The organism is Massilia sp. P2_C2 (assembly GCF_056404615.1).
In genome coordinates this window covers 1-12,558 of record NZ_JBFUDR010000050.1, presented here as the reverse complement: position 1 = coordinate 12,558, position 12,558 = coordinate 1, and the positions used below count along the sequence as shown (strand labels likewise).

The following is a 12,558-nucleotide window of genomic DNA, read 5'->3' as shown; positions in this document are numbered from 1 at the left end:
CGCTTCCGTGTGGTGGGCTCGGGGAGCCCACCCTACGTGTATCGGAGTGCCGTAGGGTGGGCACCCCGTGCCCACCATGCATGTGATTATTTGTTGGGCTTGACGTAACGCTGCGACCCCGGCGGCGGTTCGTTCAGCACGGCCCAGAAGATACCCAGGTCCGCGATCGCGCGCACGAATTCGGCGAAGTCGACGGGCTTGACGACGTAGGCGTTCACGCCCAGTTCGTAGCTGCGCACCAGGTCCTGTTCTTCCTTCGACGACGTCAGCATCACGACCGGCAGGCTCTTCTGGCCGTCCGTGCTGCGGATATTGCGTAGCACTTCGAGGCCATCCACCTTCGGCAGTTTCAGGTCGAGCAGCACGACGGCCGGGTTGCCGGCCGCTCGCGACGCGTATTCGCCGCGGCGGTGCAGGTAGTCCAGGGCTTCGGCGCCGTCGCGCACGACGACGACCTGGTTGGCGAGCTGGCTTTTCGACAGCGCGATCAGCGTCAGCTCGAGATCGTTCGGGTTGTCTTCGACCAGGAGGATGGGCTTGAGCATGGCAATCTTCGGATAGCGTTCAATGAGCGTTCAATGATGGGGCTGTTTCGGGAGGGCGAACGAGAAGGTCGCGCCCTCGCCCTGCACGGATTCGGCCCAGACGCGGCCGTTGTGGCGCTCGACGATGCGGCGCACGTTCGCCAGGCCGATGCCCGTGCCCTCGAAATCTTCCATCCGGTGCAGGCGCTGGAACACGCCGAACAGCTTGTGGACATATTCCATGTTGAAGCCGGCGCCGTTGTCGGCCACGTGGAACACCCATTCGTCCGGATGGTCTTCGCAGGATACACGGATCACGGCCCGGTCGCGCTGGCCCGTGAACTTGACGGCGTTCGACAGCAGGTTGAACATCGCCAGGTGCAGGAACGTCGGGTCGGCCCAGATCGTGGGCAGCGGCCCGATGTCCCATTCGATGTCGCGGCCGCGGACTTCCAGCGCCAGCTTGTCGAGGCAGGCCGCCACCAGGTCGCCCATGTCGACCGTCGTCGGATGCAGCGACGCGCGGCCCATCTGCGAGAACGACAGCAGGTCGTCGACCAGCTTGCCGGCCAGGCGCGCCGCTTCCTTGATGTTCTTGAGGAAGCGCTGGCGCTGCTGGGTGTCCTCGCTGCCGGCCGATTCGAGCAGCAGGTCCGCGAACCCGACGATGTGGCGCAGCGGCGCGCGCAGGTCGTGCGACACGGAATACGAGAACGCTTCCAGTTCCTTGTTGGCGCGACCCAGTTCCTCGGCCAGTTCGGCCATCTGCTCGGCGCGTTCGAGCGCGATGCCGAGCAGGGCGGTGCGGAATTCCAGCGCCAGTTCGATCTCGCCCTCGTGCCACGGCTGGCTGGTGCCGTGGATCGTCTCGCGCCAGGCGGCGAAGCTCGTGCGCGGCGACAGCTGCGCGGGCGGGGCGCCGGACACGGCGCCCGGCGCAGGTTCCTTCGCATGCGGATTGCCGGCCCACTCGATCGTGTGCACGTATTCGGCGCGGAACCACAGCAGGTAGTGCTTGTGGATGCGCGAGATCGRCATCGCCAGCAGGCCGCTGGCGTTGCGGGTCATCCTCTCCGCCGGCGGATACAGCGTGGACAGCTTGTCGGTGTGGAACACGTCGCGCTGATCGTGCAGGGTGAGCCAGTCGACGAGTGCCTGGATATCGTCCTGTTCGGGCGTGTCGCCATAGGTCAGGATGCGGTCGTCGATCATGATCGCCACGCCCGACGCGCGCGCGAAGCGCAGCAGGTCGGGGAAGACGTGCGACAGGTTCTCGATGAAGTCGCTGCCCTGCGTGAGGCCGGCCAGCATCGCGACCATCGTGCGCCGGACCTCGAGGCGGAACTGCAGGTCGGCCGCGTCCTCGCGCGACTCGATGCACAGTGCGAGGATCTGGCCCAGCTGTTCGCACGCGGTGCGTTTCTCGAACGCGACCGGCGTCGGCGTCTCGTTGTGGCACGAGATCAGGCCCCACAGCCTGCCCTTGACCATCAGCGACACCGACATCGACGCCAGCGTGTTCATGTTGCGCATGTACTGCAGGTGCACGGGCGAGACGCTGCGCAGCGCCGCGAACGACAGGTCGTTGGGCTGGCCCGTGACGGGGTTCAGCGCCGGCACGAGCGGCGCAGGCACGTAGTTGGCATCCTGGATCAAACGGATACGCGACAGCTTGTACAGGGCGCGCGCCTGGGCCGGGATGTCGGACGCGGGGAAGCGCTGTCCCAGGTACGAGTGGTAACGCTCGTCGCGCGCTTCCGCCATCACGTGGCCGTGGCCGTCGGCGTCGAACCGGTAGACGAGCACGCGGCCGAAGCCCGTCACCGAGCGGATGTGCTGGCATGCCAGCGCGGCCAGCGCTTCGATGCCGCTGGCGTCGTTCACCTTCAGCAAAAAGTCGCCGATGAGTGGATACAGGTGGCGGAAATCGGCCGGTTCCGCGCGGTCGACGCTTTCGAATTCGACGATGGTGACGCCGTCCCAGCGATGGGCCAGCACATCGAAGTGGCGGCCGTTGCCCGTCGTGACCGTGCCCACGTACAACGGGCGCGGGCCCAGCTCCACCGCCAGTTCGGAGGCCAGCTTCCGCGCGGCCGCGTCGCCGAGCACGAACGCCAGCGGCCGGCCGATGGCGTCGATCGCCGCCACGCCGGTCCAGCCGCCGAGGTTGGCGCTGGCCTGCAGCACGACCAGGTCGGCGGCCAGCGTCAGCAGGAAACCATGCGGCTGGATGCTGCCGGGCGTGCGGATCGGTTCCTTGTCGCAGGTCGACAGGTCGAGGACGGGAGCGGTGACGGCCTGGTTCATGGGCGGACGGCGGTGAGGAACAGCGTTTGAATCGTCGGGTTACCAGGCCGGCATTTTACAATGAAAAGCCAAACGTCAATTATTTGGCGGGCACCGCATCCAGCCATTACCTGGCAGGTAATCGCCGCGCCGTGCCCCGGCGGGCACACTGGCTCCATCGTCAACCACCGCAGGAGACCAGCATGGAAACCGCACGCCACATCCGCCCGGCCCGGGCCTATACGAGCCGTCCGAACACGATCGCCGCCGGCGACGTCGATCTGTACTACCGCGACTGGGGCCGCGGCCGCCCCGTGCTGTTCGTATCCGGCTGGTCGATGGCATCCGATTCCTGGGGCTACCAGATGATGGCGCTGGCCCGCCGGGGCCTGCGCTGCATCGCCTTCGACCGGCGCGGCCACGGCCGCTCGTCCGACCCGGGCGGCGGCTACGACCTCGATACGCTGGCCGACGATATCGCGGCCGTCGTCGAAGCCCTCGACCTGCGCGACGTCGTGCTGGTCGGCCACTCGATGGGATGCAACGAGATCGTGCGCCATCTCACGCGCCATGGCAGCGCGCGCGTGCGCCAGGTGGCCATGCTCGGGCCGATGACGCCGGGTATCACCCTGAGTGCATCGAACCCGCAGGGCGTCGATCCGGCGCTGCTGGAACAGTTCCGCAGCATGCAGCTGCTGCACGACTTCCCGCGCTGGATCGACGAGAACGTCGAACCGTTCGTCCCCGGCGCCGGCCCGCGCATGCGCGACTGGCTCGCGCAGATGGCCCTGCAGTGTTCCCTGCAGGCGCTGCACGACTGCCACGTCGTCGTGCAGGAATCGGACCTCGGCGCGGAACTGGAAGCCATCGACGTGCCGGTGCTGCTGATCGCCGGCGCGCGCGACGTATCCGCGCCGCTGGACCTGACGGCAAGGCGCACGGCCGCCCGCGTGCCGGACTGCCGCCTCGTGGTGTATGAGGATGCGGCGCATGGCATGTTCCTCACGCACGTGGAGCAGGTCAATGGCGAATTGCTTGAGTTCGTCCGCGCCGGAGACTAAATTGACGCTTTTATATCGTTACGGACATGCCATGCAGGACGGACACGCGGAGGCGGCGCAGGCGCGCCCGGATGGCTACTTCAGCGACTTCGGCTCGGCGCTGCGCTACTGGCGCACGCGGCGCGGCGTCAGCCAGCTGCGCCTGGCCGTGGACGCCAGCGTCTCGCAGCGCCACCTGAGCTTCCTGGAAAGCGGACGGTCGCAGCCGAGCCGCGACCTCGTCCTCAAGCTTGGGATCGTGCTCGACGTGCCGCTGCGCCAGCGCAACGCGATGCTGCTGGCGGCCGGCTTCGCCCCGGCCTACCAGGAGCGCAACCTGTCCGACCCGGAATTGTCTGCCGTCATGCAGGCGCTCGATTTCATGTTGCGCCAGCAGGCGCCGTTTCCCGCCCTCGTCGTGGACCGGTTGTGGAATCTCGTGATGTTCAACGAGCCCGCCGCCGGCTTCATGAAATGGCTGCTGGGCCTGCCGGCGGAAGCGACGATCCCGCGCGACGGCTCGATCAACGTGCTGCGCCTGATGCTCGACCCGAACGGGCTGCGGCCGCGCCTCGTCAACTGGCAGGCCGTGTGCGCCGACAGCCTGTTGTGGATCCAGCGCGAAGCCATGGCCGACGGTCCCGGCAGCGAAGCGACGGCCTTGCTGGCCGAGCTGTCCGCCTTGCCGGGCATGGCAGGGGTGGGGCAGGCGGCGGAAGGGCATCTGCCGAACCTCGACCGGCGCGCACTGCCGTTCCTGCCGCTGACGATCGCGCACGAGGGCGCCGTGCTGAACCTGTTCACGACGATCACGACGCTCGGCACCCCGCACGACGTCACCGTGCACGAGCTGCGGCTGGAGGCATTCTTTCCCGCCGATGCCGCCACGGCCGACTGGTTCCGTAATCGTTTCTGTGAGGGAACGTCGTGACATGTCCGGTTAGCTCATCAAATTCGGTGGTTTTTGGTGAACATTCATCGGAAATGCAGCTTTTTCGACGCTAAGAAAAGGCAAAATTGACAATGTGAAATTCGTGTCTTACAGCGCGCGCGAGCGTTTTTCCTGCGGTGTATGATGGGCTGGTTTCGACACCTTTCCAGACCCTATAACCGCAGTACATGAACGATCAGACCGTAAAGCAATCCTGGGCGGATGAGCGACGCTTCCAGTACCTGATCTCCGGGATCAGCGACTACGCCATCTATATGCTCGACCCGAACGGCTATGTCAGCAGTTGGAATGCTGGCGCTAACCGTTTCAAGGGGTATGTTGCGCAGGAAATCCTGGGGGAACATTTCTCCCGCTTCTATACGCCCGAGGACCGCGAGGCGGGCAAGCCCGCGCGCGCGCTGGCGATCGCACTGAAGGAAGGGAAGTACGAGGCCGAGGGCTGGCGCGTGCGCAAGGATGGGTCACGCTTCTGGGCGCACGTCGTGATCGACCCGATCTACAACGAAGAGGGCGTGCTGCTGGGCTTTGCGAAGGTCACCCGCGACGTCACTGAACGCAAGCGCGCCGAGGATGCCCTGCGCGAGAGCGAGCGGCGCTTCCGCCTGCTGGTGAACGGCGTGACGGACTATGCGCTGTTCATGCTGTCGCCGGAAGGGACCGTGACCAACTGGAACCCGGGCGCCGAGCGCATCCATGGTTACAGCCAGGACGAGATCACCGGCAGCCATTTTTCGCGCTTCTACACGGCGGACGAACAAGCGTCGGGCGTGCCGCGGCGGGCGCTGGAGACGGCCGGCACGACGGGCCGCTTCGAGGCCGAAGGCTGGCGCGTGCGCAAGGATGGCTCGCGCTTCTGGGCCCACGTCGTCATTGACGCCATCCACGATGATGACGGCACGTTGCTGGGCTTCGCCAAGCTCACGCGCGACCTGACGGAAAAGAAGAAGGCGGACGAGGCGCTGGAAAAAGCCAACATCGCGCTGTACCAGGCGCAGAAGATGGAATCGATCGGCCAGCTCACGGGCGGCGTCGCGCACGACTTCAACAACCTGCTGTCCGTGCTGTCCAGCGGCATCGAGGTGCTGGGCCTGCAGCGGGGCGAGAGCGATGTGCGCACTCTCGAGAGCATGCGCCGCGCCATCGACCGCGGCGCGCGCCTCACGCAGCAACTGCTCGCGTTCGCGCGCCAGCAGCCGCTGCAGGCGGAGACGCGCAACCTGAACGGCATCATCCGTGGCTTCGAGCCCGTATTGCGCCGCGCCGGCAATCCGGCGATCGACTTCGTGATCGACCTCGACCGCAAGGCCCACAGCGCCGTCATCGACAGCGCCCGCCTCGAGTCGGCGCTGCTGAACCTCGTCGTGAATGCACGCGACGCCATGCCGGAAGGTGGACGGTTGCGGATCGCGACGGGCAACGTCGCGGCGGACGGCCAGCAGCCTCCCGGCCTGCCGCCGGGCGAATACGTGCGCGTGACGGTGAGCGATACGGGCACCGGCATGCCGCCCGACGTGGTGGCGCGCGCGTTCGAGCCGTTCTTCACGACCAAGGAAGTCGGCAAGGGGACGGGCCTGGGCTTGTCGCAGGTCTACGGCTTCATCAAGCAGTCGGGCGGCGAGGTCGTCATCGACAGCAGGCAGGACGAGGGCACGACCGTGTCGATCTACCTGCCGGCGGCCGTCAATCCCGTCGAGGAGCAGAGCGCCGAGCACACGGAGCGCGTGCTGATCGTCGAGGACGAGCCGGACCTGATGGACGTCGCGGCCTCGCTGTTCACCAGCATGGGCTACGAAGTGATGACGGCGGCCAGCGGGCAGGAGGCGATCGACGTGATGGAACAGCGCGACGTCGACATCCTGTTCACCGACGTCGTGATGCCGAACGGGATGAACGGCATCGAGCTGGCCACCTACACGCGCGAGCACTACCCGTCCACCAAGATCATGCTGGCGTCCGGCTATCCGCTGCCGGCCCTCAGGCAGCGGCATGGCGTGGACTTGAGCGAGTTCGCGTTCGTCAACAAGCCGTATCGCCTCGCCGACCTCGCGCGTACCCTGAGAACTGCGATGTAATGATTTGCGTAGGGTGGGCACACTGTGCCCACGCGTAACGCCAACATACCGCATGCGTCACGCGTGGGCGGGGGCCGCCCACCCTACAATCCGAAAATGATGTCGCTGATCCGGTCATAGATCGGATCCGCCGACGGTCCGGGGTTCGGCCAATTCAGGATGTCGAAATGGTCGTACCCGCGATACGTCCCGAGGAACAACCACGTCCCGCGCACGGGCTTGCCATCGTAGTCGCGCACCGGATGCCCGCTCGGCGCGCGCATGCTGACGGTGTTGACGACGCCGTCGTTCGGGAACCAGGCGCTGTCGATGCGCACCCGTCCCGGCGCGTTCTGCGTGTACGACCCCATGCCCGGCTGGGCCAGTGCACCGACGATCCATTCGCCTGCAAACAGCTTGAAGTACGGGATCATGTCGGCCCGCGGATACTGGAACTGGACGTTCTGCACGGGCGCGAGGAGGCGGTCGGTGCCGTTGCAGCACCACGCACCGGCTTCCGTCGCGAGCGTCCCCACCGAGAAATAATAGACCGAGGGTGAAGTCAGCGCCCAGCGGTTGAATTCGCGCGCGCCGTCCGGCGCCAGTTCCCAGTGTGCGAGTTCGTTGTCGAGGATGTCGCGCAAGGGGCTGCGCAGGTTGGGCAGCACGTCGAGCACGGCGTCGCGCAGCGTGGTGCCGTCGTGCGGCGCGGAGATCGTGACGACGCTTTTGATCCAGCCGACCTTGCCACCCTTGTAGAGCTCGCCGCCACCCTCGTCGCCGTCCGGGGAGCCGTGCTCGAGCAACTGGATCAGGGCGCGGATCGTCGTGCCGCCCTGGCTGTGGCCGATCATGTGCAGGGGATGCGCGGCATCCCATTGCGGGTAAAACGCGAGGGGATAGTTTTCCGGATTGTTGGCCGGGTCGGCGGCCCAGCATTTGCCGGGCGGTTTCTGTTGCTGGCCGGGGTAGCCGTAGCGCGCGACATGGTGGGCGCCATAGTCGACGCAGCCCCCCTTGATCTGGGCGTACAGTTCGGCGGCACGGTCCCAGTTGGACGCGATGGCGCCGACCTGGGCCGTGAAGATGGTATGTGGACCGTGGTAGACGGTCATGTGGGCGGCGATGTTGCCATAGCCGCCCCAGTACAGGAAACTGCCGAGCGGATGCTCGTTGGGCCCGAAGCCGAGGACGCCGTGCACGAGCACGACGGGATCGTTATTGGCCGCGCGGGCCTGTCCGGCCAGCAGGGCGGCGAACGCCAGCAGCGCGCTGGCGCAGAGTTTCGTCAGTCGCAACATGGGGTTCTCCGTGACGTGGCGGAGCCCATTGTCGGTTTGATATGCGGTAAAGAGTTTGCGCTGCCTCGACTGGGATGGCGAATCGGGTGCTGCATTGCAACAAAACGACACCGGCGTCGTTTGTGTGCACCGTTATCGTGAGGTATGCGGATCGCGCACATCCGCGTGGGCGGAGGCCGCCCACCCTACGGTCATCGTAGGGTGGCACCCCGTGCCCACGCGTAACGAATGCGATCAGTTCGCCGCCGTCACCCCCGCCGCGTTGCCGACAGCGCCATTGGCCGGGGAGGCTGCAGGTGCCGGGGTGTTCGACGCCGTGACCGCGGCCTTCTCGGCGAGATCCGGGTTCCAGACCACGTTCTCGTCCACCGAGTACAGGCGGCACGGCTTGTCGCTCTTGGCCGAGCAGGTGGCCAGCGCGCGCGCTTCCGGATCCTCGCCTTCCTCGGCCCAGCACCAGGCGCCGCTGGGCGATACGGCGAAGGCGCGCGGCGTCATCTTGGTGAGATATTCGCGGTAGGCGCGCCGGCCGTTCTCCGACAGGAACGGGACGGCGTCGGTGTCCTCGATGCCGGCGAAATTGGTCGCCTGCGGCTGCGGCGGTTCCGGCACCTTGTACACGATCTTCGTCGGCATGCCGACCTGCTGCAGGAACCGCATCGTGTCCGCCAGCCAGACCTTCTCGCCGTCGCGGCTCGCGAGCATGCCRTGCGAATCGCGCTTGAACGGCGCGTATTCGACGAGCTGGGCGCGGCCGCCGGCCTGTTCGAAGGCGTCGTGCATGCGCGCCACCAGTTCCGGCGAGAACAGCGAGTCGTTCTGGCCATACATCCACAGGCTCGGCACCTTGTTTTGCGCGCCGTATTCGGCGAAGGCGGACACGAGGGCCGAACGCCAGCCGCAGCCATTGCTGTCGTCGCGCAGGCCACCGGCGAAGTTGATCAGGCCGCGCACGCCCGGCAGGTCCTCGGTGCCCAGCGCCATCGTGGCCAGGCCGCCGTACGACTGGCCGGCGACGACGATGCGGTCGGCATCGACCCATTTCTGCGCGCGCGCATAGGCGAGGGTGGCGCGGATGTCGTCGGCCTGCGCGTAACCGTTGGCCGTCATGTCGCAGCCGTGGTCGTGGTAGGTGCCCGTCGAATTGGCGAAGCCCTGGCGCATCGGCACCATCACCGCATAGCCGCGTTCCACGAACGCGTGGGCCATGTGGTAGAAGCGGTCGCGCGGCTGCAGGTTCGGGTGGCCCGGATCCTTGCCGTGGTTGATGATGATGAGCGGGAACGGCCCCGGGCCGTTCGGCTGGAACACGGTCGTCTCCAGGCGGGCCTGGTGATCCTGGCCGGCCGGAATCAGGATGATGTGCTCATTGATCCGATAATCAAGTTGAAGTTCTTCTTCGATTGCCAGGCCCGGCAGCAAGGCAAGCGCGGCGATGAATGCGGACGTTAGTTTGCGAACGGAAGGACGGACTTTAAGCATAGAAACTCTGGAAACTCACCGGGTTTGCTCGTTTTCCCGCAACAGATTGCCTCGCGGAACGAATTGATTCTAGGCACCGTGATTTTTCAGAGCAATGTCGAACTGACCAATTCTTGGGCTAAATTTTTGTGTGTGGCCATATCTGCCATAAGGGGCAGATAATCGGTCGGACCAACGATTGACCAACCCATGTTTCCTTGGCATGAATACCGACGACCGTTTCCTGCAGGCCTTGCAAGGCGGCGCGCGTGCGTGGCGCGTCGCGTTCGAACGCCACCTGAGGGCGAACGGCCTGACGTCGGCCGGGTGGAACGCGCTGGCCGCCGTGGCGGACAGTGCCGGGCCGCCATCGCAGCGGGAACTGGCGCGGCGGCTCGGCGTGGATGGCGCGACGCTCGTGACGACCATTGACCGCCTCGCCACAGCCGGGCTCGTGCGGCGCGATGCGGAACCGGGCGACCGCCGCGTCAAGCGCATCGCCCTGACGCCGCAAGGCGATGCGCTCGCGCGACAGGTGCGCGTGCAGGCCGCGTCGCTGCGGCGCCTGACGGTCGAACGGCTCGATATGGCCGCCATGGCCGCGGCGGCGGCCGTGCTGGAAGAGCTGCAGCGGCTGCTGGAGGAAGCATGAGCGACCGCGAGGGGGACCGATATGCGCCGCGCCAGTGGCATCCGGACGAACGTCCCACCTTGCCGGGCGGCCCGTCCTTTCCGAAGCACTCGACGCCGCGCCGCGTCGCCTACTTCCTGATCGGCACGCTGGTCACGCTGACGGGCGGCCTGGGCAATGCGCTCGTCACCGTCAACCTCATCAACCTGCAGGGCACGCTGGGCGTCTTCTCGGCCGAGGTCAACTGGCTGCCGACGGCGTACGTGATGACGAACGTGTCGATGAACCTGCTGCTGGTGAAATTCCGCCAGCAGTTCGGCCTGCGCGCGTTCACCGAGTTCTTCCTCGTGCTGTACGCCCTCGTCACGTTCGCCCACCTGTTCGTCAACGACCTCGGCTCGGCGATCGCCGTGCGCGCGGCCCACGGCATGGTGGGCGCGGCGCTGTCCACGCTGGGCCTGTACTACTCGCTGCAGGCGTTCAGGAAGGAGTGGCGGCCGCGCGGCATCGTGATCTCCACCGGCATCTCGCAACTGGCGCAGCCGATCGCCTACATCTTTTCGCGCAGCCTGCTGCAGTTTGCCGAGTGGCGCGGCCTGTATTTGTTCGAACTGGGGCTGACGCTCGTCACGCTGGCCGCCGTGCTGTGGCTCAAATTGCCGCCGGGCGACCGCTTCAAGGCGTTCCGCCCGACCGATTTCGTCACGTTTTCGCTGTTCGCGCCCGGCATGGCGCTGCTGTGCGCGGCGCTCACGTTCGGCCGCGTCCTGTGGTGGACGGCGCAGCCATGGGTCGGCATCGCGCTGGCCTGTGCCATCGTGCTGCTGCTGGCCGCGATCTGCGTCGAGCACAACCGCGCGAACCCGCTGCTGAACCTGCGCTGGCTGACGAACGGCATGATCGTGCGGCTGGGGATCGCGCTGATGCTGGTGCGCGTGGTGCTGTCGGAACAGAGCGTGGGCGCCGTCGGCTTCCTGCGGCTCGTGGGGCTGAACAACGACGAGATGCAGACGCTGTTCGTCGTCATCCTGCTGAGTACGATCCTCGGGATCGCCGTCTCGGTGCTCGTCGTGCGGCCGCCGCACCTGATGGCGCCGCAGGTGGTGTCGCTATTGATCATGGCGCTGGGCGCGTGGATCGATTCGCATGCGAGCAACGTCACGCGGCCCGCGCAGATGTACGTCAGCCAGGGCATGCTCGCGTTCGGCGGCGTGATGTTCCTCGGGCCGTTGCTGCTGACGATGATGGGATCCGTGATCGCCAACCCGGCCAACCTGATCAGCTTTTCCGTGCTGTTCGGCCTGACGCAGAACCTGGGCGGCCTGATCGGCTCCTCGCTGCTCGGGACGTTCCAGGTCATGCGCGAAAAATTCCATTCGTCCGTGCTGGCCGAGCAACTGACTGCCCTCGACCCGCTCGTCGCCACGCGCATCCAGCAGTACGGGGCGGCGTATGCGCGGCAGCTTGCCGATCCGTCCGCGCGCACGCGCCAGGGCATCTCCGTGCTGACCCAGACGGCCGCGCGCGAAGCCAACATCCTTGCCTACAACGACGTGTTCCTCGTGATTTCCATCATCGCGACTTTCCTGGCTGCCTGGATCTTCGGGCGCGCGCTGTGGCTGAAATACGTGGCGCCGCCTGCGCCGGCGGCGGCCCCGCCGCCCACGCCGCCGGGGCCGCCCGATCCGACCGATTCGCCGATCGCCGTGCCGTCCGGCGACCGCCGCCTGGCACCGCGCCCGCCCGAACCGGTGCCGGCCGTTCCAACCTGAACCGCGACTGCCCGCCATGCCAGAATCGACCACCACGACCACGACCACGACCGCGACTGCGACGACAGCCGCCACGACGACGCAGCAGAAGTCGAATCGCCACGTCATCGCCAGCGGACTGCTGTTCGCCCTCGTCGCCCTGATCGGCGTCCTCATCGTGCTGTATGCCTGGAACCTGCCGCCTTTCCACAGCGCGTTGCAGACGACGGAGAACGCGCAGGTGCGCGGGCAGGTGACGATCATCGGCCCGCAGCTGTCCGGCTACATCGTCGAAGTGGACGTGCAGGATTACCAGATGGTGCGCCAGGGCCAGCTCCTGATGCGCATCGACGACCGCATCTACCGCCAGCGCCTCGACCAGGCGCAGGCCCAGCTGGCGACGCAGCGCGCCGCGCTCGCCAATTTCGCGCAGAGTCGCCGCACGGCCAGCGCCACCATCGCGCAGAACGAGGCCGCCGTCGCCAACGCGGCCGCCCAGGCCCGGCGCGCCAATGCCGACCTGCGCCGCGTGGAGGAGCTGGCGGCCGATGGTTCGCTGTC

Annotated in this window: 10 protein-coding genes; 6 read left to right on the top strand and 4 right to left on the bottom strand. The window is 66.7% G+C overall.

Annotated features, from left to right (window positions below; all coding sequences use genetic code 11):
* Positions 1-86: 86 nt before the first annotated feature.
* Together AC1DYX_RS08650 and AC1DYX_RS08645 are read right to left on the bottom strand one after the other, a co-directional pair.
* Positions 87-545: a response regulator gene (locus tag AC1DYX_RS08650; protein WP_477258298.1), complete on the bottom strand. Its 459-nt coding sequence runs from the start codon at positions 543-545 to the stop codon at positions 87-89.
* 30 nt (positions 546-575) lie between these two features.
* The gene (locus AC1DYX_RS08645) at positions 576-2,831 is read right to left on the bottom strand and encodes an ATP-binding protein (protein WP_477258296.1); all 2,256 of its coding nucleotides are present in this window, start codon (positions 2,829-2,831) and stop codon (positions 576-578) included.
* Positions 2,832-3,013: 182 nt separating this feature from the next.
* On the opposite strand from AC1DYX_RS08645, the gene AC1DYX_RS08640 reads away from it, so the two are divergent.
* From AC1DYX_RS08640 to AC1DYX_RS08630, 3 genes are all read left to right on the top strand, one after another.
* Complete coding sequence (locus AC1DYX_RS08640; RefSeq protein ID WP_477258294.1) at positions 3,014-3,871, top strand: alpha/beta fold hydrolase; 858 nt, start codon at positions 3,014-3,016, stop codon at positions 3,869-3,871.
* Between the two features lie 31 nt (positions 3,872-3,902).
* Positions 3,903-4,781 carry a helix-turn-helix domain-containing protein gene (locus AC1DYX_RS08635; protein ID WP_477258292.1) on the top strand — a complete coding sequence of 293 codons (879 nt, stop codon included), beginning with the start codon at positions 3,903-3,905 and terminating at the stop codon, positions 4,779-4,781.
* Between the two features lie 188 nt (positions 4,782-4,969).
* Positions 4,970-6,874, top strand: a complete 1,905-nt coding sequence (locus tag AC1DYX_RS08630) for a hybrid sensor histidine kinase/response regulator (RefSeq protein ID WP_477258290.1) — start codon at positions 4,970-4,972, stop codon at positions 6,872-6,874.
* Between the two features lie 83 nt (positions 6,875-6,957).
* Here the strand turns inward: AC1DYX_RS08630 and AC1DYX_RS08625 are convergent, their stop codons facing one another.
* Positions 6,958-8,154 carry an esterase/lipase family protein gene (locus AC1DYX_RS08625; protein ID WP_477258288.1) on the bottom strand — a complete coding sequence of 399 codons (1,197 nt, stop codon included), beginning with the start codon at positions 8,152-8,154 and terminating at the stop codon, positions 6,958-6,960.
* Positions 8,155-8,388: 234 nt separating this feature from the next.
* Positions 8,389-9,636, bottom strand: a complete 1,248-nt coding sequence (locus AC1DYX_RS08620) for a dienelactone hydrolase family protein (protein ID WP_477258286.1) — start codon at positions 9,634-9,636, stop codon at positions 8,389-8,391.
* 202 nt (positions 9,637-9,838) lie between these two features.
* Between AC1DYX_RS08620 and AC1DYX_RS08615 the strand changes: the two genes are divergently transcribed.
* The 3 genes from AC1DYX_RS08615 to AC1DYX_RS08605 form a co-directional block, all read left to right on the top strand.
* The gene (locus AC1DYX_RS08615) at positions 9,839-10,267 is read left to right on the top strand and encodes a MarR family winged helix-turn-helix transcriptional regulator (RefSeq protein ID WP_477258284.1); all 429 of its coding nucleotides are present in this window, start codon (positions 9,839-9,841) and stop codon (positions 10,265-10,267) included.
* Positions 10,264-12,018 (top strand): MFS transporter, encoded by a 1,755-nt coding sequence (locus tag AC1DYX_RS08610; protein WP_477258282.1) that lies wholly within the window; start codon positions 10,264-10,266, stop codon positions 12,016-12,018. Before AC1DYX_RS08615 ends, AC1DYX_RS08610 begins: the two co-directional genes overlap by 4 nt.
* A gap of 16 nt (positions 12,019-12,034) precedes the next feature.
* On the top strand, positions 12,035-12,558 hold a 524-nt coding region (locus AC1DYX_RS08605), incomplete at its 3' end, for an HlyD family secretion protein (RefSeq protein WP_477258280.1).

Bases quoted from the DNA above. Each gene is read 5' to 3' on its own strand.
- AC1DYX_RS08650 (WP_477258298.1), bottom strand. From the start codon at position 545: ATGCTCAAGCCCATCCTCCTGGTCGAAGACAACCCGAACGATCTCGAG.
- AC1DYX_RS08640 (WP_477258294.1), top strand. From the start codon at position 3,014: ATGGAAACCGCACGCCACATCCGCCCGGCCCGGGCCTATACGAGCCGT.
- AC1DYX_RS08635 (WP_477258292.1), top strand. From the start codon at position 3,903: ATGCAGGACGGACACGCGGAGGCGGCGCAGGCGCGCCCGGATGGCTAC.
- AC1DYX_RS08630 (WP_477258290.1), top strand. From the start codon at position 4,970: ATGAACGATCAGACCGTAAAGCAATCCTGGGCGGATGAGCGACGCTTC.
- AC1DYX_RS08625 (WP_477258288.1), bottom strand. From the start codon at position 8,154: ATGTTGCGACTGACGAAACTCTGCGCCAGCGCGCTGCTGGCGTTCGCC.
- AC1DYX_RS08615 (WP_477258284.1), top strand. From the start codon at position 9,839: ATGAATACCGACGACCGTTTCCTGCAGGCCTTGCAAGGCGGCGCGCGT.
- AC1DYX_RS08610 (WP_477258282.1), top strand. From the start codon at position 10,264: ATGAGCGACCGCGAGGGGGACCGATATGCGCCGCGCCAGTGGCATCCG.